Raw genomic sequence first — 21,666 nt, forward strand, 5'->3', positions numbered from 1 at the left:
TATGATCATCGATGTCAATACTCCTATTTCTTCTAGATTAGATAAATATTTAAAACGTCTATATCCCTTATTGACTCAAGGAGTAATAGAGAAAGCATTACGTCAAAAACAAATTACCGTTAATTCTCAGAAAGCAGAAGCAAGTTTAAGAGTAAAGGGCGGCGATAAAATTTTTATTAACGATAAGTTTAATTTACCTGTTAAGCAACCTGAAAAATTAGTTTTTACCGACGCTGAAATTAAGCTAGCGAAGAAAATTACTACCGATTATTTGATATATGCAGATGATAATTTAATATCTATAAATAAACCTGCAGGTCTTGCTACTCAAGGCGGCAGTAAAATAAATTTATCTATTGACTCTGCATTAAAATATTTGAATTATAAAGGTGCTGATTTTAAGCTAGTACATAGATTAGATAAAGAAACAAGCGGTTTGCTCTTAATAGCCAAAAATTATTTAAGTAGTGTAAAACTTCATGATGCTTTAAAAGAAAAATTGGTTGTAAAAACATATTTTGCCGTAACCTATGGGAAGCCAATTAAAAATGTAGGCGGAGTTAGAAGTAATATAGAAAAGAGTAAAGGAAGTACACCTCAAATTACTGATATTGATAGTGAAAATGGTAAACTTGCCATTACTTATTATAAAGTACTTAAATCACTTGATAGTAACTTATTTTTAATTGAATTTACGCCGGTTACAGGTAGAATGCATCAATTAAGGTTGCATGCTAAATTATTAGGTTGTCCGATACTTGGAGATGATAAATATGGTAATAAAGAAATAATGCCGTATAGTAAATATATGTTCTTGCATGCTAATAATATATGTTTATCTGAAAAAATTTTTGGTAAAGAGATTAAGTTAGAAGCAAAATTACCGTTTTATTTTAATAGACGTCTTACATAACTTGCTTCTAAAGGTAATTTGTACGTCGATCCGGTACTCGAATCCTCATGTCAAGTGTACGCTGTGGTTTTGCGTTCCGTGTCTCCTTCAAATTTCTCTTTATTAGTTGCGTTATGTAAGACGTCTATTGATAAGTTTGTGGAGTGTTGAAGTTATGATTCGTAGATATTTTTTATTGCTGCTTTTTTTTATTACTAATTGTATTGATTGTTTTGCAGATATACAGCAAAGAATCAATGAAGCAGAAAAAGAATATATAAGTAATAGATTTTTAAATGCCGTTTTTATGTTTGCTGATGATTATAAACCTTTATTAACCGGTGCTAAAGGAATTTTTGCTTTAAACGGTGAACAATTAAAAGCAAATGAAATGATGCCTATTGCTTCTGCTACAAAGCCTTTTACAGCAGCGGGAATCTTAAAATTACAAGAACAGGCATTATTAAATATTAACGATAAAATTTATAAATATCTTGATCCGGAAATGTGGGGTGGAAAAGTGCCGGATTGGGCATATAAAATATCTATCCATAATTTATTAACGCATAGTAGCGGTATTGCTGAATATTTTAGTTTTGTTAAACTTGATTTAAATATGCCTAAGAAAGAGATTTACAAGAAAATATTACAATTTGTTGCTTCTAAGCCTTTAGAAATATCTATAGGGAAAAAATTTAAATATAGTAATACTAATTTTGTTATACTCGGTATGATTATAGAAAAGGTGGCTAAAAAAGATTTAGCTAACTTTTTTTATGATGAATTTTTTAAACCGCTTAATATGAAATCTACTAGTTTTGCTTCATATAGTGAAGCCGCTAGAATCCAAAAAAACGTTATTAGTTCTAATTATCCGGTAAGATATTTTTTAACGCCTAATAATAGTAATAAACCTATATTTACTCCTGTAACTGCTGATTTTTTAGCAGTTCCTTGTGCTGACGGTGGTATAATATCAACACCGGTTGATCTTATTAAATGGTATAGGGCATTAAATGAGGAGAAAATTCTTTCTAAGAAGTCGTATAAACTTATGACTACTAAATATTTTTTAGCAAAAGATATAGAAGGGCGTAAGTCTTATATGGGTTACGGTATTTTTCTTACTGATCTTGATTCTAAGCGTTTAATGATTCATTATACGGGAAAAGCCCTTGGAATACAAAGTGAAGCAGGATATGTTTTGCCTGATAATCTTTATTTTGCTATACTCAGTAATACTATGATGAAAATTCCTGAAGAAGAAAAAGATAAAATTGACATGAAAAATCCTTTAAATCAAATTGGAATAGTTTATTTTAGAGATGCAATAATAGGGGCAGCTATAAAAAATTAAATAGATTTGTTGTATAACATATCTTATAAAGAGGAATTTGAAAGAAACACGGAACGCAGCACCGCATCGTACACTTAGTACGTGAGGATGCGAGTACCGGATTGACATACAAATTACCTTTAGAAGGAGGTGATACAACAAGTCTAATGAAGATAGTTACTTGGAATATTAATTCATTGCGTCTACGGATCGATTTATTAAGAAAATTAGCATATGAACATCAGCCGGATATTATTTTACTTCAAGAAACAAAGGTAGCTGACTCATTATTTCCTCTTGAAGTTATTAAAAATATAGGCTATGAACATGTAATATATTCAGGGCAGAAATCATATAACGGTGTTGCTATTATTTCAAAATTTCCTTTGAATAATGTTTTTTCATTGGAGTTATATAATAGTGATAAAAGGCATATAGCAGCTATAGTTAATGATATAGAAATACATAATTTTTATGTTCCTGCCGGCGGTGATATACCTGATATCGAGGTAAATACAAAATTTAAGCATAAGCTCGAATATGTAAGGTTAATGCAGGAATGGTTAACGACTAACCGTACTAAAAATGATAAAATGATTATTGTCGGGGACTTGAACATTGCTCCGCATGAACATGATGTATGGTCTAGTGAGCAGTTGCGAAATGTTATCAGCCATACCGATATTGAACGCTCGTTATTGGTAGAGCTACAAAATGCGTTAGGTTTTATTGATAGTAGCAGACATTTCGTATCGCTTGACGAAAAATTTTATACTTGGTGGAGTTATAGAAATATAGATTGGAAAAAATCTAACAGAGGTAGAAGGCTTGATCATATTTGGGTTAGCGATAATTTAAAAGATGCATTATTTTCTATGCATTTACTACCAGAAGCACGTGATTGGTCTCCACCTTCGGATCATGTACCATATTTTGTGACTTTTAATTTACAGATGTCACCCCGTGGCTTGACCACGGGGTCCAGTTCAAAATAAAAAAAAGACTGGATCCCGTGGTCAAGCCACGGGATGACAATAGTCTTAAGGAGTAATTAGTGGATATTAAGTTAGGAAAATATAAGCCGATAAAGGAAGAATATATAAAAAGTTTTAAAGATATGCTCCTACTGCGTCGTTTTGAAGAAAAATGCGGTCAATTATACGGAATGGGAGAAATCGGTGGTTTTTGTCATTTATATATAGGGCAAGAAGCAGTAATTTCTGCAGTAGATATGGTTAAACAAAAAGGTGATAGCACTATTACTAGCTATCGTGACCATGCTCATATTATTTTAGCAGGAACTGAGCCTAAGTATGTTCTTGCCGAGCTTATGGGGCGTGCTACAGGTTGTTCGAAAGGTAAGGGTGGCTCGATGCATTTATTTGATGTACCAAACAAATTTTACGGTGGACACGGTATAGTAGGGGCTCAAGTACCGATAGGCACAGGGCTTGCGTTTGCTGAAAAATATAACGATACGCATAATATCTGTTTTAATTTTTTAGGTGACGGTGCCGTTAATCAAGGTCAGGTATATGAAGCTTTTAATATGGCTGCTTTATGGGGTTTGCCGGTAGTTTATATTATTGAAAATAACGAATATTCGATGGGGACGTCTGTAGCACGTTCTACCTTTATGCGTAATTTATATAAGAAAGGGGCATCGTTTGGGATTAAAGGATTTCAGCTAGACGGTATGGATTTTGAAGAAATGTATGACGGCTCTAAGCAAGCAGCCGAGTATGTTAGAGAAAATAGCTTTCCGCTGATATTAGAGGTAAAAACTTATCGTTATCGTGGGCATTCGATGTCCGACCCGGCAAAATATCGCAGTAAAGAAGAAGTTGAGCAATATAAAGAGCGTGATCCGTTGGTAATAATAAGAAAAACGATACTCGACAATAAATATGTAACCGAAGCGGATTTAAAAGAAATAGAACAGTCGGTAAAAGAAATTGTGAAAGAAGCAGTAGAATTCTCAGAAAATTCACCGTTACCTGATGAAGGGGAGTTGTATACACAGGTGTACTGTTAAGTTGTCATTGCGAGGAAAAACTGTAAGTTTTTACGAAGCAATCTCAGGAATTTGTTATTATTTCATGAGATTGCCACGCAGCCTACGGCTGCTCGCAATGACGTTTAATTTAATCAAATAAAAAAGAAAAATGCAAATAACGGTACGTGAAGCGTTGCGTGATGCAATGCAAGAAGAGATGATAAGAGACGACAAGGTTTTCGTCATAGGCGAGGAAGTTGCAGAATATCAAGGAGCTTACAAGGTAACTCAAGGATTACTAGAGCGATTTGGTCCTAAGAGGGTAATTGATACACCGATAACGGAATATGGTTTTGCAGGGCTTGCAGTCGGAGCAGCTTTTGCAGGACTTCGCCCGATCGTGGAGTTTATGACCTTTAACTTTGCTATGCAAGCATTCGATCACATAGTTAATTCAGCTGCAAAAACGCATTACATGTCAGGCGGGCAGGTCAAATGTCCGATAGTATTTAGAGGACCAAACGGAGCAGCAAGTAGAGTAGCTGCACAACATAGCCAAAATTATACAGCTTGCTATTCCCACATTCCGGGATTAAAAGTAGTAGCTCCTTATAGTGCAGAAGATCATAAAGGACTTATGCTTACAGCTATTAGGGACGATAATCCCGTTGTTTTTTTAGAAAATGAAATTTTATACGGTCATAGTTTTGACGTACCGGAAACAATCGAGCCTATACCCTTTGGTCAGGCAAAAATTTTAAGAGAGGGTAGTAGTGTCACTATAGTAACTTTCTCGATTCAAGTAAAACTTGCCTTAGATGCGGCAAATGTTTTGCAGAATGATAATATTGATTGCGAGGTTATTGATCTTCGCACTATTAAACCGCTTGATACTGAGACAATAATAGAATCAGTGAAAAAAACTAATCGTTTAGTTGTAGTGGAAGAAGGGTGGTTTTTTGCAGGTGTTGGTGCAAGTATAGCTGCTATTGTTATGAAAGAAGCGTTTGATTATTTAGATGCTCCGATAGAGATTGTAAGCGGCAAAGATCTGCCCCTTCCTTATGCTGTTAATTTAGAAACACTAGCTCTGCCGAGTGAGAGCGATGTAATAGAAGCCGTTAAAAAGGTTTGTTATTATAGTATTTAATGTATTAGCTTAGTTTTTTCGTCATTGCGAGCAACTGAAAGGCGCGTGGCAATCTCATAAAGCAAGATTCTAGAGATTGCTTAGTCAAAACTTACAGTTTTTCCTCGCAATGACGATGTCAACTTTTTTTAGGCATACCTACTTTGCAGCTCTTTTACGGTCGTTAGGGTCAAGTAGCGCTTTACGTAAACGAATAGATTTCGGTGTTACTTCAACTCGCTCGTCATCTTGTATATAGCTGATTGCCTGCTCTAACGTTAAAAGCATTGGCGGAGTTAGCCTTATGGCTTCGTCTTTACCTGCTGCTCTAACGTTGCTCAGTTGTTTCGCTTTTAGTGGGTTTACCTCTAAATCATTATCACGATTATGTTCGCCGATAATCATGCCTCTATATACTTTGTCACTAGGGTTTATAAACATTTTTCCCCTTTCTTCTAGATTCCATAGAGCATATGCGACCGCTGCCCCGTCACCGTTAGAGATAAGCACGCCGTTACGTCTTCCCTCGATATTTCCTTTATAATCAGCGTATCCGTGGAAAATACGATTCATAATCCCTGTGCCTCGTGTTTCGGTTAAAAACTGGCTGTGATAGCCGATTAACCCTCTAGATGGTCCGATAAACGTAACACGGCTTTTACCGCCGCCTGACGGCCTCATATCAGTCATTTCGGCTTTTCTCAGTGCTAAAGATTTTACGACTACTCCAACATAATCATCATCAACGTCAACTTGGATTTCTTCCATCGGTTCTTGCTTATTACCTTTCTCATCAGTTTGGAATAATACTTCGGGTCTGCTAATAGATAGCTCAAACCCTTCACGACGCATAGTTTCAATTAAGATACCAAGTTGTAACTCACCACGCCCTGCAACTTGGAAAGCATTTTTCTCGGCAACTTCAGTAACTTTTAATGCAACGTTACTTTCAAGCTCACGCATTAACCTAGCTCCAATTAAGCTCGACGTAACTTTTGTCCCTTCGCTTCCTGCAAGCGGTGAGTCATTAACGCTAAAAGTCATGGATAAAGTTGGCGGATCGATAGGTAGAGACGGTACGGCCTCGGTTACCTCAGGGGAGCAGATAGTATCGGTAACGTTGGCGTTTTCAACACCTGCTACGGCAATAATATCGCCGGCTGTAGCATCATTTATAGCGATTCGCTCTAAGCCTCTAAAGGCTAATATTTTAGTGATACGTCCGGTTTCAAGTACTTTATTCTCACGATTTAATACTTTTACGTTTTGGTTAATTTTAACAGTGCCGCTTTGTACACGACCTGTTAAAACCCTACCGAAGAAAGAATTATATTCTCTAGTAGTAACAAGCATAGAAAACGATGCTTTGTCATCGGTTAAGGGTTTTGGTACATGTTGTACTATAAGGTTGAAAAGCGGTGCTAAATCATCTGCTAAATTGTCTAAAGGATTAATTTTATCATCAAAGGTTAAAGATGCTCTACCTACTCTACCTGATGCATAAACTATAGGGAAGTCAAGCTGATCGTTGTTTGCTTCAAGTGCCACAAATAGCTCAAATACTTCATCGATAACTTCTTGAATTCTTTGGTCATCTCTATCGATTTTATTAATAACGACAATAGGTTTTAAGCCGAGATTTAACGCTTTAGAAAGCACGAATTTTGTTTGCGGCATTGGTCCTTCCGATGCATCGACAAGTAGTACTACACCGTCAACCATGCTAAGGATGCGTTCTACTTCACCGCCAAAATCGGCGTGTCCTGGCGTATCAACTATATTGATACGGATATTGTTCCACATAAGAGCAGTGCATTTGGCAAGTATCGTGATTCCACGCTCACGCTCAAGATCGTTAGAGTCCATAGCACGCTCAGCAACTGCTTGGTTAGCTCTAAATGTTCCGCTTTGTTTAAGCATGTTATCAACAAGCGTAGTTTTCCCATGATCAACGTGGGCAATAATTGCTATATTACGAATAGATGTCATCTTTAAAAATTCTCACAAGTTTACAATAGTTTTTCGTATTATACACTAAAATACCAAAGATTGGAATATCAAGTTCTTGAAAAAGAAATTGATTTAACTGTAGAATAAAAATTACCAAGAGTTTTTAAACTTTAAAATAAGAGAAATTAATGAACGATAATACAGCTTTATTTATATTTGATTGTGACAATACTTTAGTTGGACATTCGCATAATTATATGAGAGGTTAGGAGGTTTAATAGCACGTAATATACAAAATCGCTTTTTTAGCTTCTATGAAGAACGAGAGCAAGAAAAAGTTAGGCTTGAGCATTTTCTATAGAGCTGATGGAGAAATTCCTAGATAATGAAATAGGTTGGAAAAATGAAGAGCAAATAGCACGCCTTTTTAAGAATATTATATTATCCAGTCATAAAATAGCTATAGCATCATTTAATGATTATCCTCATGCTGTAAAATATGCATTAGAAAGGTTACTAGGAAAGGAAGATGCAGCAAAAATTTATATAAAATCAGCTTTACCTTCTAATAATTTTGAAGAAATACAAAATTGTACTAAAAAAGAATATATAAGAGAAATAACTAATAAAAAAAATGTATTTTTCATGGATGATTATATTAAACATGTCAATGCTGCAAAAGACTATGGTATTACAGCAGTTTTGGTTAAGAACAAAGGAACAGAGCATATTCATGAAGCTTTTAATTTTTTATATGAATTTAATGAACAGCATGAAATTTATGTTGAGCGAGAAGAACCGGCTACTGAACTTTTGCTTAGTGATGAAGAGAGTACCTATTTAAGTCCTGAAGCAATAAAAGCTATTTCGTTTGAACCTATTTCTAGTGATTATTATTCGGATGGCGAATATACACCATGGGGAGGCGGGAATGTGCCAATGTTAGGTAAAGGTTAAGTTTTTAATTATAGACAAATTGCTTGATGTTATTTATTCTTAGATTAATAAGGAGTGTTGCTCCAGTGTCATTCCCGCGTAGGCGGGAATCCAGTCATCTTGAATGTCGTCCCGCGACTTGATCGCGGGATCTCAGGATATTGCCTGTGACACAAGATTCCGTGGTCAAGCCACGGGATGACAATCCTAGACGACACCGTTTAATCTAAAAGGATCAAGGATGATATACCGAATATTATGTTTATGCATATTCATAATAAATTTCTCAACGATTACGGAGGCACAAAATGTGCCAATTAAAGAAGATAATTTTAAAGTTAGAGTAGCTGTTGCTGATGTACAATCTATATTGGAAGGTTCGATCGCTATAAAAGATTTGCGTAATAAAATCGAAAAGCTTAATCATAAAATTCAAGAGGATATTGCTGCAAAAGAAGCAGAATTTAAACCGCTGGAAGAGAAGCTGCTAAATGAGCGTTCTCATTTAAGTGAAACCGAATTTGAGCATAAAGTAAACGAATTTAATGCAAAAGTTAGCCATGTTAGAAAAGAAATTCAGATTAAGAAAACAAAGCTTGAACAAGTCCACGCTGAGGCTATGAGTAGAGTACATGAAACAACTATTACAATAATTAGTGAACTTGCCGAGAAATATAACCTTAATTTGGTAATTCCAAGTGCTCAAGTCTTATATGCCAAAAATAATTTGAATATAACTTCCGAAGTGACTTTTATGTTGAATGAGAGATTAAAAGAAGTAACGATAAACTATTGATAGTGTTGTATGGATTTTTGTGTGTCATTCCCGCGTAGGCTGGAATCCAGAAAAATAACTTCAATATTGATACAGAAGTTACATATTTGATAAAATAAATCTATAAAAACTAGTTTTTATAGGTTTTACTGGATTCCAGCCTACGCGGGAATGACATAAACAAGAGAGTATTTAATATGGCAGAATTTACACCGATTACAATTGCATACGGGGATGGTATAGGTCCTGAAATAATGGAGGCAGTGCTTTATATATTACGTAAAGCCGAGGCTCGTATTTGTTTAGAAACCATTGAAGTAGGTGAAAAGCTTTACAAGAAGCATTATACTTCAGGCATAAGCGAGGAAAGTTGGGAATCAATACAACGCACCGGTATTATACTTAAAGCCCCGATTACTACTCCGCAAGGTGGAGGATATAAAAGTTTAAATGTCACGATTCGTAAAACATTACAGCTTTTTGCTAATATTCGTCCTTCCGTTTCGTTTTATCCTTTTACTAGAACATTACATCCAAATTTGAACCTAACTATTATACGTGAGAATGAGGAAGATTTATACGCAGGTATAGAATACCGCCAAACGCATAATATGTATGAATCAATGAAGTTGATAAGTCATACAGGATGTGAGAAGATTATTAGATATGCTTTTGAATATGCAGTAAAAAATAACCGCAAAAAAGTCACGTGTTTAAGCAAAGATAATATTATGAAATTTTCCGATGGGGTTTTGCATAAAGTATTTAATGAGATTGCAAAAGAATACCCGCAAATTAATAACGCGCATTATATTATCGATATCGGGACGGCAAGGCTTGCTACCAAACCGGAAATATTTGACGTTATCGTAACTTCTAATTTATACGGTGATATCATATCTGACGTAGCTGCTGAAATTTCAGGCTCGGTAGGTCTTGCAGGTTCTGCAAATATTGGGCAGCATTATGCGATGTTTGAAGCGGTACATGGAAGTGCTCCTGATATTGCCGGTAAAGATATCGCAAATCCGTCAGGGCTTTTAAATGCTGCAATAATGATGCTAGTACATATAGGGCAGGGTGATATCGCTACATTAATCGAAAATGCTTGGAAAAAAACTATAGAGGATGGCGTTCATACAGCCGATATATATAACGAGCAGAGTTCTAATAAAAAAGTCGGTACAAAAGAATTTGCCGAAGAAGTAACGAAAAGATTGGGACAGTTACCGACAAAGCTACCTAAAGCAGATTATCCCTTAATTGCTGAGAAGCAAGAAAGCAATATAGATTATAAAATTGATACTAAAGAAGTTAAGAAATTGGTCGGTACGGATATATTTGTGAATATGAATGTATCGTCCGCTCACGATATGGCAGATAAAATTAATAAACTTGATCTTGGTAATTTTGAGTTAAAAACAATCTCGTCAAAAGGATTAAAGCTGTGGCCTCGTGATACAAGGTTTGAAACTGTTTCCGATCATTGGTGTTGTCGTTTTATGAATAAAGACAGCACAGAAATAAAGCATTTAGATATAACAAGATTGCTTGAAGCTTTAAGCACAGCAAATATCGATTTTATCAAAGTAGAGAATCTGTTTGAATTTGACGGGGTTGCAGGTTATAGCTTGGCTCAAGGTGAGTAAAAACGTCATTGCGAGTGAACTTTAGTTCATGCGGCAATCTCAGGACTTTTGCATGAGATTGCTTCGTCAATTATTTCATAATTTCCTCGCAATGACGAAAAAAGGATAAACACAATGACACTATACTATATAGGAATTTTATTAGTAATTATTGGATTATTTGCTATATTTTCAGGAATAATCGGTTTTTTTAGATTTCCTGATTTTTATACTAAATTACATGCAGCAAGTGTTATTGAGAGTTTCGGCGTGCCTATTTGCTTAATAGGTTTTGCGTGCATTGAAGCAGATATTGTGAACTCTGTTAAATTAATTTTAGCGGCTTTATTGATTTTTATACTAAATCCGGTAGCAACTCATGCACTTGGTAAAGCATCTTTATTTATGAAAATTAGAGCTTATAGTACCGTCATTGCGAGGAAAATTACGAAGTAATTGACGAAGCAATCTCAAGATGCTTGATAAGATTGCCACGTCGAAATTACGTTTCTCCTCGCAATGACGTTAAATTTTAACAACCATATGACAGTAAAGACAGCTTTAAATTTTGATCTCGGCAATTACCTACTTAACTTAATTGTTTTTTTATTGATCTTAATCTCGATAAAAATAATTTTTGCTAAAGATTTACTAAATGCAGTGATTGCTGCTTCTGTATTTAGCTTATTAATTGGTGTATCCTATCTTATTATGGATGCTCCTGATGTCGCAATGACCGAGGCAGCACTTGGAGCTTGCTTATCAACATGCGTATATTTGAATTTGTTGCGTAAATTACCTTCGGATTTAAAGAATATTGAGAGAACTAATATTATTCCAGCAAGTTTAATATGTTTATTGTTTGTAGTAACTCTTGCTTATATGGGGCTAGAATTACCGAATTACGGTGATGATAATGCTCCTATTCATATGCATTTAAGTAAATATTATATCGAAAATACCTCTAGAGATATAGGTGTACCTTCTTTTGTTGCAGCTATTCTTGCAAGTTATCGTGGATATGATACTTTAGGTGAAACTAGCGTAATTTTAATTGCAGGAATTGCCATGCTGTTGATATTTTCAAGAAAGTCTTATGATGTCATACCGCGACTTGATCGCGGTATCTCAGTACACAGCAGGCGATACAAGATCCCGTGGTCAAGCCACGGGATGACAAATCCAATAATAAAACATATTACTAGTTTTATAATACCTTATATAATTTTATATAGTATATATATTCAGCTTAACGGTGAGTCTTCACCGGGTGGTGGGTTTCAAGCAGGTGTTATATTTGCATCTAGCCTTATTGCTTATGATTTAGTTTACGGTAATCGGAAATTAAGCAGATATTTTCCTCCTAACGTGCTAGTTTGTATTGCGGTTTTAGGTGTAGCAATATATGCAATTGTAGGAACCATATCACTCTTTTTTAACGATAATTATTTAAATTATTATTCACTAACAAATTTTATCAATGATACGCTACTTGCTCAGCATATTGCGATAGTTATTGTTGAAATTGGTATAGGTTTAACTGTTGCAGCTATTATGTACTTAATTTACAACGTATTTAATAATTATGAATAGTCTATTTGTACTAATTAAGCGTGAATTTATAGTGCAGAATCGCATTAATAATATAATTAAATATCTAGTTATATTTTTTTTATTTTGCATAATTAGTACTGTTTTAATTAACAGTGAAAGGGATATTAACAAATTTGGTTTAATTTTTTCGGTAATTTGTTTATTAATTTCATTAATCGGTTTTTCTTCGGTTATATTTAAATCTGATTTGGAAGACGGAAGCTTAGAGTTATTATTATCAATTGTTAGTCATGAAAAAATTATATTGGCTAAATTTTTTGCTATATTTATCAGCAGTACGATAGGGCTGGTTTTTGTTTTACCAATTATTTATGTTTTTTTTGATCAAACTTTGCTTGAGATAATATTTTTCTTTATTAGTGTATGGATGATATTAGTGTTATCAAGTAGTTTAGTAGTGTTATCCGGTAGCGTGCAATGTTATTTTAAGAAGAATGCTAACTTTGTCGGTACGTTTATCATGCCGTTATTAATTCCGAATATTATAATGACAGGTTTAATATTACAAGATAATAACTTACAATTAATTTTTGTTATGATAGGAATTAATTTAGTATTTTTACCGATTTCATTCTTTTTGAGTTCCTGTTTAATTAAAAATATTTATAATATTACGTGATTTTGCTTTATTTTTACTAATGTAGTGATATAAAATAAGATGAATGTTATTAATAAATTTTTTTGAGCAAAATATATGTATATGTGGCAGGCTTTACGAAGGTTAATGGCAGCAAATCCTATGGGATTTTTTCTGTGGTCTATTATCACTAAATGGTATTTAATTATAGCAGTTGCTTCCTTAATTACTTTATATTATACAGTATTGGGCTTTAAAAAAATTGGGTTTATAGATTATTTTACTGAAGCTACAGTCGAGATATTAGATACAACTAAAGCAGTTGCCCAAAATTGTACTACAAAACTCGGTCCTAATTGGAATCATTTAGTTAGTTTTTGGAATTGCTTAAGTGATCCTGGCGAATACAAGTATGAAGAAGGGACAGGAGCAAAAGTGTTAGAAGATGAAATAAATAAGTTTACGCCAAAACAAGCAGATAGTGCTGCAGACGCTGAACGTCCTATAATAAATCCTTATGAAGAACTAGAAAATCCAAATAATCTTAATAATATCCCAAGCGGTAGTAATAATAATCGTTAATTTATGTCACTTTAATATTATATGTTGGATACTGAAGATAATAAAAACAAACAAACAACACGTCGTGATTTTATGGTTCTAACGGCTAGTAGTATTGCAGCAGTTGGGGCAGCATGTACTCTTTGGCCTCTCGTTGATTCTTTAAACCCTTCTGCGGACGTGCTAGCTTTATCATCAATTGAGGTTGATTTATCAAATATTGCGGTAGGTCAAACAGTTACGGTTAAATGGCAAGGTAAACCGGTTTTTATCACTAACCGTACGCCTGACAAAATAGCTGAAGCAAGAGCCGTTAAAATGTCAGAGCTGATTGATCCTGAAGCAGATGAAGCACGTGTGAAAGCAGGGCATGATAATTGGCTGGTGACGATCGGGGTCTGCACGCATTTAGGTTGTGTGCCGCTTGCTAATCAAGGTGAATATGATGGATGGTTTTGTCCGTGCCATGGTTCACAATATGATTCTTCAGGTAGAGTTAGAAGAGGTCCTGCTCCTTTAAATTTGGCTGTGCCGCCTTACACTTTTATTAGCGACAAAAAAATTAGAATCGGGTAATTATTTATGAATGAAGATATTACCCCTAAAAAGCCTAATGCTATTATAGAATGGATAGATTATCGTCTTCCTATTTTTGCGTTCCTAAAGCATTTTAGTCATTATCAAACTCCGAAAAATCTTAGCTATTTGTGGAATTTAGGCTCTATTGCCGGTATTGCGTTAGTGATTCAGATAATCACCGGCGTCATACTTGCTATGCACTATACTCCGCATGTTGATCATGCTTTCGATAGTGTTGAGCGAATCATGCGTAACGTGAATTACGGTTGGTTATTGCGTTATACTCATGCGGTAGGTGCATCGATGTTTTTTGCCGCCGTATACTTACACATAGCAAGAGGTTTGTATTACGGCTCTTATAAAGCACCTAGAGAACTGCTTTGGCATATCGGTATCATCATTTTTCTAACCATGATGGCTACTGCTTTCATGGGTTACGTGCTGCCTTGGGGGCAGATGAGCTACTGGGGAGCAACGGTTATTACTAATTTATTTTCCGCTATTCCGTTAATAGGGGAATTCATAGTTACGTGGTTATGGGGTGGTTTTTCTGTTGATAATCCGACATTAAATAGGTTCTTCTCACTGCATTATTTATTGCCGTTTATTATTGTTGCTTTAGTGATGCTGCATTTAGTGGCCTTGCATCAGCATGGTTCAAATAACCCAAAAGGTATAGATGTTAAAAGCCCTAAAGATACTATTCCGTTCCACCCTTATTATACCGTAAAGGATTTTGTCGGTTTCGGAGTTTATTTCATAATATTTGCTTATTTTATTTTTTACGAACCTAATTATTTAGGACATCCCGATAATTACATTCCGGCAAATCCGTTAGTTACGCCTGCCCACATTGTCCCTGAATGGTATTTTCTGCCGTTTTATGCAATACTTAGAGCCGTGCCGTCTAAGCTCGGTGGGGTGCTATTAATGTTCGGAAGTATATTTGTGTTATTCTTACTACCTTGGCTTGATACTTCAAAAGTTAGAAGTAGCAATTATAGACCGATATACCGAATTACTTTTTGGATATTTATGGCAGATTGTTTATTGCTTGGTTATTTAGGCGGGCAGCCGGCAGAAGAGCCGTATATTACCACTAGCCGTTTTGCTGCTTGTTATTACTTTTTTCATTTCTTAGTAGCTCTGCCGCTGATAGGTAAATATGAAAAACCGCTGCCATTGCCGGAGGAGTTGTAAGAGTTAAGTCATTGCGAGGAAATTGCATAGCAATTGACGAAGCAATCTCAGTAGTTTGTTATTATTGCATGAGATTGCCGTGCAGCCTGTGGCTGCTCGCAATGACGTTTTTTGTATTATACAAATTTGTGAAGTAACCAATAGTATATATAGTAACTAACAAGAAAAATGGTATACTCTATACTGGTGTTACTTCTAATTTAATAACACAAAAATGATACAATTAAGGGGTTTAGTAAAAAGTATAATTGCAAAATTTTAGTATTTTATGAGATTCATCAAACTATGAATTCAGCAATAAATAGAGAAAAACAAATTAAAGCTGGTTTAAGAGACAAAAAAATTAAATTAATAGAACAAACAAATATAAATTGGGATGATTTGTATAATGAAATTATTCTGTAATAAAAACATCATTGCAAGGAAAGACGAAATCTCAACACGACAATCTTATAAAATAATAATAAACTCCTGAGATTGCTTCGTCAAAGTTTTCAATTTTTCCTCGCAATGACGACTCAAAAAAATTTATGAAAACTAAACTACTTATCTCTATCATCATACTACTAACTTCGTGCTTAAGTTTAGCCAACGAAGAAGTATTACATCCAAAAAAGATGAAATGGTCGTTTGACGGCGTATTTGGTACAGTTAATCGTGAAGCAGCACAAAGAGGTTTTCAGGTCTATAAGGAAGTTTGTAGTGTCTGCCACGGTTTAAACAATTTATATTACCGTAATCTTAAAGATATCGGCTTTTCGGATGACGAGGTAAAAGAGATTGCCAAAGGCTATACGATAAAAGACGGACCTAATGATGATGGTGAGATGTTTGACCGCCACGCTCTTCCCTCTGATCGTTTTGTACCTCCTTACCCTAATGAGCAAGCAGCAAGAGCAGCTAATAACGGTGCCCATCCTCCTGATTTATCGTTGATAATAAAAGCACGTCATGACGGAGCTAATTATATATATTCGCTACTTACCGGCTATACTGAACCGCCGGCAGATTTTAAGCTGATGCAGGGAACTCATTATAATCCCTATTTCCCTGGTGAGCAAATAGCAATGCCGCCGCCGCTTACAGACGGGCAGGTAACCTATATGGACGGTACTAACGCAAGTGTAGAGCAGATGTCGCAAGACGTTGCAGTATTTCTACAATGGGCAGCTGAGCCGGAAATGGAACATCGTAAATCTATGGGTCTTAAAGTTATGATGTTTTTAGCGGTATTTACTATCTTTTTCTATATTGCAAAAAACCGCATTTGGTCTAATTTAAAGTAATTGTTGAGTGGGTCAGTTTTCCTATTATTGGCGTTGTTGCATGGATCATTAAACATGTTCGATGTCCTTTCTGCGAAAGCAGGAATCCAGTTTTTTAATCTAATTATATACTAAATTTTTATATAGTTTGCTGTGTTTTTATCATTTTTTACTGGATTCCTGCTTTCGCAGAAAGGACATAAATAATCAGTCCATGCTGCCCCTTTTTGCCTCTTTCTTAGTATAATGACTTATCTTTGCTAACTTATCCTAAAATTTATATAGATAGGTATTTATGATTACTTTACTTGCGGCGATAACAGGATTTATTAGTTCAATAATTCCTGAAATTTTGAAAATATATAAAGATATTAACTATTAACGACAAAAAATACGAGATAAATATTTTAGACCGTCAAATTGCTAATAACAAACTTAATCAGTCTAAAACTTTTACAGAGCTTATCATATCACAAGAAATGGCAGAGCAATATTCTCTTTACTCCACTTATAAATCAGGTGTTAGTTGGGTTGATGCTTTAAATGGTTCGGTAAGACCCGTGCTTGCCTATAGCTTTTTTGCAATGTATGGAGGAGTTCAATATAAGTCGTTCAAAAGTTCTGCTCTGCTAGTTGAATATCTAGATATATTATGGAGCATAGAAGATCAAACTATTTTTGCGGAGATTATTAGTTTTTATTTTGGGCAGCGTACTTTCAGCAAATTATGGAAATGTAAGACTTGAATTTTAAATAGATAATTTTATATATTTAAATATATAACTAACAAAATTAATGGTGGTTTTATGTTAAAGAGCGTAAGATTATATATTCCGTCTATAGCAGCTATGATTTTATCTAGTAATATTGCAATAGCTAATAAGAATTATGATTCCGGTAATGCAACGCCACTGCGTCAGGTAGCAGATTTAATAGATAATCAAATTACAAATATTGATAATTTATTTAAAAATAGATTGCCGCTTTATGAATCTAATAGCATAAAAAGCAATTTTATTACTAAAGATAAGCAGTATATTATTGTTATGGAAGTACCTGGCTTTGATAAAAGTCAAATTAAGGTTAAAGTAAACGGTAATAAATTATTTATTACAGGGAATATAGAAGAAAAAAATAAAGCTGATGATTCAGATAATTATATGAATAAAAATTTTAATTATGTAATATCATTATATGAAGATGTAGATCAGGCAAATATCTCTTCAAGCCTTAAGAATGGAATACTTACTATTATTCTACCTCGTATTGAGATTAAAGAACAAGAAGCAAGAGAGATAGTAATTGATTAATCAAGCATTGCTAAATATTAGCATTTAATTTTTCTGAAACAAAACCTTTCTCTATATAGTGAGGTAATTTTATTAGCTCCTGCTTTAGTTCATTATCTACTCCCATGGTTTCAAATTTTCGATCAAGAAAATTATAGGTTTAGTGTTATGAATAAAGAAGAAGTCAAAATTCGGTTTGTTATCAAAATATCGATTAACACGAGGAAAATGATAAGCATGAGTAACAATAGCAATTTCGGCGTTACTTAAGTCAATATTATCGTTTTCATGCCCTTTATATAGAGTTTTAAATTGTTCGTCGGTATTGGTTTGGTTTTCCGGCAGCGTAAAAATATAAAAATTTTCTTTTGGATAATCGGTAATAATATTTTTATCAAGCGCTTCTTGTAGTAATTTATTCGCTTTTTAGCTTTGCTAGATCTTGAAGGGTAGGTAGGAATTTTTCAAGCTTTTTAGGTAATGTTGCTGTAAGCTTAAATTGTGGTACTCCTATTGGTTTTTGGATGCCTTCTATAGCGTATTCTACAGTAATACCTTGTTTTTCTTCGCACAAAATTAATCCAATTGTAGGATTATCCGAATTATCTTTAATTGTGCGATCCATTAAATTAAGATAAAAATTTAGTTTACCGACATATTCCGGCTTAAAATTGCCGGTTTTTAATTCAATAACAACATAGCATTTGAGTTTTATGTGATAAAAAACTAAATCCAAATAATAATCTTCTCCCTCAAGTTCTATATGATACTGATTGCCAACAAATGCAAAACCTTGTCCTAACTCTAATAATTTTAATTAAATCAGTATATGATTCATTACTTAAAGTATTGCTCATTGATTTTCACTACTTCTTACCACCCGCATTCATAGCAAGGTTTGCGGAAACAAATTCTTCAAGGTCACCGTCAAGCACTCCTTTAGTATCGGAAGTTTCATAATCGGTACGTAAATCTTTTACCATTTGATAAGGTTGCAAAACATATGATCTAATTTGATGTCCCCAGCTATTATCGGTTTTAGCGGCATTCTGCTCGTTAACGCTATCGGTACGTTTTTGCATTTCAAGCTCATAGAGTTTGGCTTGAAGCATTTTCATAGCTTGAGCTTTATTTTTATGCTGCGATCTATCGCTTTGGCATTGTGTTACCGTACCGGTCGGTATATGAGTGATACGTACAGCTGAATCGGTAGTATTAACGTGCTGCCCGCCGGCTCCCGATGCTCTAAAAGTATCGATTCTTAAATCTTTATCCTCAATAGTAATTGCTATATTATCATCAATTTCGGGATATACCCAGCTACTTGCAAAGCTAGTCATTCTTTTACCGGCTGCATTAAACGGAGAAATACGCACTAATCTGTGAACGCCAGCTTCGGTCTTAAACCAGCCGTAAGCACGCTTTCCTATTATTCTAATCGTGCATGATTTAATGCCTGCCTCTTCGCCGTTAATCATATTGATTATTTCGGTTTTAAAGCCGAGTCTTTCGGCAAAACGCAAATACATACGCATCATAATAGACGCCCAGTCATGGCTTTCAGTTCCCCCGGCTCCAGCATTAATCTCTAAAAAGCAATTATTACCGTCTGCTTCATCTGAAAACAAACATTCCGTTTCAAATTTGGCAGTAATGATGCTTAAATTTTTTAAGTCCTGTTCAATTTGTGAAAGTGTGTCTAAATCGTTTTCGGCTTCAGCCATTTCTTCAAGTTCTAAAGCATCTTTTAAATTGGATTTGAGTTTATTAAAAGCGTTTAGTTTTTCTTCTAGATTACTTTTTTCTCGCAGTAATTTTTGAGCATTAGCCTGATCATTCCATAAACTAGGATCGGCTGTTAATTCTTCTAACGCGTTCAGTCTTTCAGTTGATGCTTCAACGTCAAAGTGACCTCCAAAGTAGTTCTAAAGACTGCTCAATTTTTTTTACATAATTTTCTATTTCAGCTCGCATTATTTTTTCCTGTTATAAATTTCGATTTTGTTATATATTATCGTGGTTTAGTGTCATCCCGCGACTTGATCGCGGGATAACAGACAATAAACAAATGCAAATTATACCACAATAATTATGAATAATCAAAAATATATAAGGAACTTCTCAATAATCGCCCATATTGATCACGGTAAATCTACGTTAGCCGATAGGTTCATTGAACATTGCGGCGGCTTGCAGGCTAGGGAAATGAGCCAGCAAGTGCTAGATTCGATGGATATTGAAAAAGAGAGAGGTATAACTATTAAGGCACAAACCGTGCGGCTTGTATATAAAGCTAAAGACGGTAACACCTACTATTTGAATCTAATGGATACTCCCGGGCATGTCGATTTTGCTTATGAAGTTAGTAGGTCACTTGCTGCTTGTGAAGGCTCGTTATTGGTAGTTGATAGTACGCAAGGAGTAGAAGCACAAACGCTTGCCAATGTTTACCAAGCAATCGAGAATGATCATAAGATTGTACCGGTGCTTAACAAGCTTGACCTACCGGCGTCAGAACCTGAACAGGTTAAGCAGCAAATAGAGGATATAATCGGAATCGATGCAAGTGAGGCTGTGCTAATCTCTGCTAAAAGCGGTATAGGGATTGATTTAGTTTTAGAGGCTGTAGTAAATAAATTACCTCCGCCAAAAGAAAGTAGTTCTGATATTTTGAAAGCTTTGCTTGTTGATAGTTGGTATGACCCATATCTTGGCGTGGTTATTTTAGTACGTGTTATTGATGGCTACTTACGTAAGAATATGCGTATTAAAATGATGGCTACTAACTCGGTTTATACCGTTGAGAATGTTGGCTATTTTACTCCGAAAAAACATATTTCGGATGTTCTGCATGCAGGCGAAATCGGCTTCTTTACTGCGGCTATAAAGCAAGTAGCGGATTGTAAAGTTGGGGATACTATCACTGATGAAAAAAAGCCTTGTGAGCAAGCTCTACCGGGTTTTAAACCAAACTTACCCGTAGTGTTTTGTGGTCTTTATCCAATGGATAGCTCGGAATTTGAGCATCTAAAGGATTCACTAGCTAAATTACGCCTTAATGATGCTAGTTTTGAGTATGAAATGGAAAGCTCTTCGGCACTCGGAGTAGGTTTTAGATGCGGCTTTTTAGGGTTGTTACATTTAGAGATAATCCAAGAACGTTTAAGTAGGGAATTCGATTTAGATTTAATCACTACCGCTCCAAGCGTGGTGTATAAAATTCATATGCGGGACGGTGAGAGCTTAGAAATACATAACCCGGCAGATTTGCCTGATTTACAAAAAATCGAATCAATGGAAGAGCCTTGGATTAAGGCAACTATAATGGTACCTGATGAGTTTTTAGGTGCGGTACTATCGCTTTGTACGGAAAAGAGAGGGGTACAGCTCGATCATAGCTATATAGCAAATAGGGCTAAAATAATTTATAAATTACCGCTAAATGAGATAGTTTACGATTTCTACGATCGTTTAAAAAGCTGTTCTAAAGGTTATGCAAGTTTTGAATGGCAAATGGATGTTTATGAACCTGCCGAACTTGTTAAGCTTGGGATTTTGGTTAACGCAGAGGCGGTTGATGCACTATCCACAATCGTACACCGCTCACGTGCCGAGCAAAGGGGGAGGGCATTATGCGTAAGGTTAAAGGATTTAATACCGAGACAACAGATTGATATAGCAATTCAAGCAAGTATAGGTAGCCGTATTATCGCTCGTGAGACTATTAAAGCCCTACGTAAAGATGTTTTATCTAAATGTTACGGCGGTGATATAAGTCGTAAACGTAAATTACTTGAGAAACAAAAAGCAGGTAAAAAGAGAATGAGACAGTATGGTAATATCGAAATTCCGCAATCTGCGTTTATTGCAGCTTTAAAAATAGGTGATGAATAAAACTTTTTTATTTTATATAAAGAAAACGCTAGACGTTATAATAAA

At 34.9% G+C, this 21,666-nt stretch carries 22 protein-coding genes and 3 pseudogenes; 21 read left to right on the forward strand and 4 right to left on the reverse strand.

Annotated features, from left to right (window positions below; genetic code table 11):
- Position 1: 1 nt before the first annotated feature.
- On the forward strand, positions 2-913 hold the full coding sequence (locus MCI_RS05750) for an RluA family pseudouridine synthase (RefSeq protein ID WP_014410051.1): 912 nt from the start codon (positions 2-4) through the stop codon (positions 911-913).
- Here the strand turns inward: MCI_RS05750 and MCI_RS07980 are convergent.
- Positions 892-1,041 (reverse strand): annotated as a pseudogene (locus tag MCI_RS07980) (palindromic element RPE1 domain-containing protein); the annotation flags it as partial. The gene MCI_RS05750 and the pseudogene MCI_RS07980 sit on opposite strands and share 22 nt — an antisense overlap.
- A 26-nt stretch (positions 1,042-1,067) precedes the next feature.
- Between MCI_RS07980 and MCI_RS05755 the strand changes: the two are divergent.
- The 5 genes and pseudogenes from MCI_RS05755 (at position 1,068) to MCI_RS05770 (ending at position 5,374) form a co-directional block, all read left to right on the forward strand.
- Positions 1,068-2,249: a serine hydrolase domain-containing protein gene (locus MCI_RS05755; protein WP_014410052.1), complete on the forward strand. Its 1,182-nt coding sequence runs from the start codon at positions 1,068-1,070 to the stop codon at positions 2,247-2,249.
- Positions 2,250-2,374: pseudogene (locus MCI_RS10655) on the forward strand (palindromic element RPE1 domain-containing protein); the annotation flags it as partial.
- A 21-nt stretch (positions 2,375-2,395) separates the two neighbouring features.
- Complete coding sequence (gene xth / locus MCI_RS05760) at positions 2,396-3,223, forward strand: exodeoxyribonuclease III (protein ID WP_014410053.1); 828 nt, start codon at positions 2,396-2,398, stop codon at positions 3,221-3,223.
- Positions 3,224-3,282: 59 nt separating this feature from the next.
- Positions 3,283-4,263, forward strand: coding sequence for a pyruvate dehydrogenase (acetyl-transferring) E1 component subunit alpha (pdhA, locus tag MCI_RS05765; RefSeq protein ID WP_014410054.1), 981 nt, complete (start codon positions 3,283-3,285; stop codon positions 4,261-4,263).
- A 130-nt stretch (positions 4,264-4,393) separates the two neighbouring features.
- Positions 4,394-5,374 (forward strand): pyruvate dehydrogenase complex E1 component subunit beta, encoded by a 981-nt coding sequence (locus tag MCI_RS05770; RefSeq protein ID WP_014410055.1) that lies wholly within the window; start codon positions 4,394-4,396, stop codon positions 5,372-5,374.
- Between the two features lie 138 nt (positions 5,375-5,512).
- On the opposite strand, the gene typA is transcribed toward MCI_RS05770, so the two are convergent.
- Positions 5,513-7,342, reverse strand: coding sequence for a translational GTPase TypA (gene typA / locus MCI_RS05775; RefSeq protein WP_014410056.1), 1,830 nt, complete (start codon positions 7,340-7,342; stop codon positions 5,513-5,515).
- Positions 7,343-7,491: 149 nt separating this feature from the next.
- Here typA and MCI_RS08650 point away from each other — a divergent pair.
- From MCI_RS08650 to MCI_RS05840, 14 genes and pseudogenes are all read left to right on the forward strand, one after another.
- Positions 7,492-7,705, forward strand: a pseudogene (locus MCI_RS08650) (hypothetical protein); the annotation flags it as partial.
- Between the two features lie 775 nt (positions 7,706-8,480).
- Positions 8,481-9,035, forward strand: coding sequence for an OmpH family outer membrane protein (locus tag MCI_RS05785; protein ID WP_014410058.1), 555 nt, complete (start codon positions 8,481-8,483; stop codon positions 9,033-9,035).
- 176 nt (positions 9,036-9,211) lie between these two features.
- A complete protein-coding gene (locus tag MCI_RS05790; RefSeq protein ID WP_014410059.1) occupies positions 9,212-10,663 on the forward strand; it encodes an NADP-dependent isocitrate dehydrogenase in 1,452 nt (483 codons plus the stop codon).
- A gap of 114 nt (positions 10,664-10,777) precedes the next feature.
- Positions 10,778-11,098 (forward strand): Na+/H+ antiporter subunit G, encoded by a 321-nt coding sequence (locus tag MCI_RS05795; RefSeq protein ID WP_014410060.1) that lies wholly within the window; start codon positions 10,778-10,780, stop codon positions 11,096-11,098.
- Positions 11,099-11,161: 63 nt separating this feature from the next.
- Positions 11,162-12,235: a DUF4040 domain-containing protein gene (locus MCI_RS05800; protein WP_014410061.1), complete on the forward strand. Its 1,074-nt coding sequence runs from the start codon at positions 11,162-11,164 to the stop codon at positions 12,233-12,235.
- The gene (locus tag MCI_RS05805) at positions 12,228-12,875 is read left to right on the forward strand and encodes a heme exporter protein CcmB (RefSeq protein ID WP_014410062.1); all 648 of its coding nucleotides are present in this window, start codon (positions 12,228-12,230) and stop codon (positions 12,873-12,875) included. Before MCI_RS05800 ends, MCI_RS05805 begins: the two co-directional genes overlap by 8 nt.
- 81 nt (positions 12,876-12,956) lie before the next feature.
- On the forward strand, positions 12,957-13,415 hold the full coding sequence (locus MCI_RS05810; protein WP_014410063.1) for a DUF2670 domain-containing protein: 459 nt from the start codon (positions 12,957-12,959) through the stop codon (positions 13,413-13,415).
- Between the two features lie 21 nt (positions 13,416-13,436).
- Positions 13,437-13,970 carry a ubiquinol-cytochrome c reductase iron-sulfur subunit gene (gene petA, locus MCI_RS05815; RefSeq protein WP_014410064.1) on the forward strand — a complete coding sequence of 178 codons (534 nt, stop codon included), beginning with the start codon at positions 13,437-13,439 and terminating at the stop codon, positions 13,968-13,970.
- Positions 13,971-13,976: 6 nt separating this feature from the next.
- Positions 13,977-15,173 (forward strand): cytochrome b, encoded by a 1,197-nt coding sequence (locus MCI_RS05820; RefSeq protein WP_014410065.1) that lies wholly within the window; start codon positions 13,977-13,979, stop codon positions 15,171-15,173.
- Positions 15,174-15,322: 149 nt separating this feature from the next.
- Positions 15,323-15,391, forward strand: coding sequence for a hypothetical protein (locus MCI_RS10560; RefSeq protein ID WP_332248944.1), 69 nt, complete (start codon positions 15,323-15,325; stop codon positions 15,389-15,391).
- A gap of 67 nt (positions 15,392-15,458) precedes the next feature.
- The gene (locus MCI_RS10065) at positions 15,459-15,578 is read left to right on the forward strand and encodes a nuclease (protein WP_014410066.1); all 120 of its coding nucleotides are present in this window, start codon (positions 15,459-15,461) and stop codon (positions 15,576-15,578) included.
- A gap of 125 nt (positions 15,579-15,703) precedes the next feature.
- Complete coding sequence (locus tag MCI_RS05830; RefSeq protein WP_014410067.1) at positions 15,704-16,459, forward strand: cytochrome c1; 756 nt, start codon at positions 15,704-15,706, stop codon at positions 16,457-16,459.
- A 458-nt stretch (positions 16,460-16,917) separates the two neighbouring features.
- Positions 16,918-17,184: a hypothetical protein gene (locus tag MCI_RS08655; RefSeq protein WP_014410068.1), complete on the forward strand. Its 267-nt coding sequence runs from the start codon at positions 16,918-16,920 to the stop codon at positions 17,182-17,184.
- A 60-nt stretch (positions 17,185-17,244) separates the two neighbouring features.
- Positions 17,245-17,748: an Hsp20/alpha crystallin family protein gene (locus MCI_RS05840; protein WP_012736569.1), complete on the forward strand. Its 504-nt coding sequence runs from the start codon at positions 17,245-17,247 to the stop codon at positions 17,746-17,748.
- 394 nt (positions 17,749-18,142) lie between these two features.
- Here the strand turns inward: MCI_RS05840 and MCI_RS05845 are convergent, their stop codons facing one another.
- Together MCI_RS05845 and prfB are read right to left on the reverse strand one after the other, a co-directional pair.
- Positions 18,143-18,490: a PDDEXK nuclease domain-containing protein gene (locus tag MCI_RS05845; RefSeq protein WP_232202765.1), complete on the reverse strand. Its 348-nt coding sequence runs from the start codon at positions 18,488-18,490 to the stop codon at positions 18,143-18,145.
- A 103-nt stretch (positions 18,491-18,593) separates the two neighbouring features.
- Positions 18,594-19,701 (reverse strand): peptide chain release factor 2 gene (gene prfB / locus MCI_RS05850; RefSeq protein WP_156794973.1). Its coding sequence is split into 2 segments (ribosomal slippage): positions 18,594-19,631 and positions 19,633-19,701, totalling 1,107 coding nucleotides; the frame shifts between segments, so codons are not numbered across the junction.
- 117 nt (positions 19,702-19,818) lie between these two features.
- On the opposite strand from prfB, the gene lepA reads away from it, so the two are divergent.
- Complete coding sequence (gene lepA / locus MCI_RS05855) at positions 19,819-21,621, forward strand: translation elongation factor 4 (protein WP_014410072.1); 1,803 nt, start codon at positions 19,819-19,821, stop codon at positions 21,619-21,621.
- Positions 21,622-21,666: the final 45 nt, after the last annotated feature.

The organism is Rickettsia montanensis str. OSU 85-930 (genome assembly GCF_000284175.1).
Lineage (GTDB): Bacteria > Pseudomonadota > Alphaproteobacteria > Rickettsiales > Rickettsiaceae > Rickettsia > Rickettsia rickettsii.

Bases quoted from the DNA above. Each gene is read 5' to 3' on its own strand.
- MCI_RS05750 (WP_014410051.1), top strand. From the start codon at position 2: ATGATCATCGATGTCAATACTCCTATTTCTTCTAGATTAGATAAATAT.
- MCI_RS05755 (WP_014410052.1), top strand. From the start codon at position 1,068: ATGATTCGTAGATATTTTTTATTGCTGCTTTTTTTTATTACTAATTGT.
- xth (WP_014410053.1), top strand. From the start codon at position 2,396: ATGAAGATAGTTACTTGGAATATTAATTCATTGCGTCTACGGATCGAT.
- MCI_RS05770 (WP_014410055.1), top strand. From the start codon at position 4,394: ATGCAAATAACGGTACGTGAAGCGTTGCGTGATGCAATGCAAGAAGAG.
- typA (WP_014410056.1), bottom strand. From the start codon at position 7,342: ATGACATCTATTCGTAATATAGCAATTATTGCCCACGTTGATCATGGG.
- MCI_RS05785 (WP_014410058.1), top strand. From the start codon at position 8,481: ATGATATACCGAATATTATGTTTATGCATATTCATAATAAATTTCTCA.
- MCI_RS05790 (WP_014410059.1), top strand. From the start codon at position 9,212: ATGGCAGAATTTACACCGATTACAATTGCATACGGGGATGGTATAGGT.
- MCI_RS05795 (WP_014410060.1), top strand. From the start codon at position 10,778: ATGACACTATACTATATAGGAATTTTATTAGTAATTATTGGATTATTT.
- MCI_RS05800 (WP_014410061.1), top strand. From the start codon at position 11,162: ATGACGTTAAATTTTAACAACCATATGACAGTAAAGACAGCTTTAAAT.
- MCI_RS05805 (WP_014410062.1), top strand. From the start codon at position 12,228: ATGAATAGTCTATTTGTACTAATTAAGCGTGAATTTATAGTGCAGAAT.
- MCI_RS05810 (WP_014410063.1), top strand. From the start codon at position 12,957: ATGTGGCAGGCTTTACGAAGGTTAATGGCAGCAAATCCTATGGGATTT.
- petA (WP_014410064.1), top strand. From the start codon at position 13,437: ATGTTGGATACTGAAGATAATAAAAACAAACAAACAACACGTCGTGAT.
- MCI_RS05820 (WP_014410065.1), top strand. From the start codon at position 13,977: ATGAATGAAGATATTACCCCTAAAAAGCCTAATGCTATTATAGAATGG.
- MCI_RS10065 (WP_014410066.1), top strand. From the start codon at position 15,459: ATGAATTCAGCAATAAATAGAGAAAAACAAATTAAAGCTGGTTTAAGA.
- MCI_RS05830 (WP_014410067.1), top strand. From the start codon at position 15,704: ATGAAAACTAAACTACTTATCTCTATCATCATACTACTAACTTCGTGC.
- MCI_RS08655 (WP_014410068.1), top strand. From the start codon at position 16,918: ATGGCAGAGCAATATTCTCTTTACTCCACTTATAAATCAGGTGTTAGT.
- MCI_RS05840 (WP_012736569.1), top strand. From the start codon at position 17,245: ATGTTAAAGAGCGTAAGATTATATATTCCGTCTATAGCAGCTATGATT.
- lepA (WP_014410072.1), top strand. From the start codon at position 19,819: ATGAATAATCAAAAATATATAAGGAACTTCTCAATAATCGCCCATATT.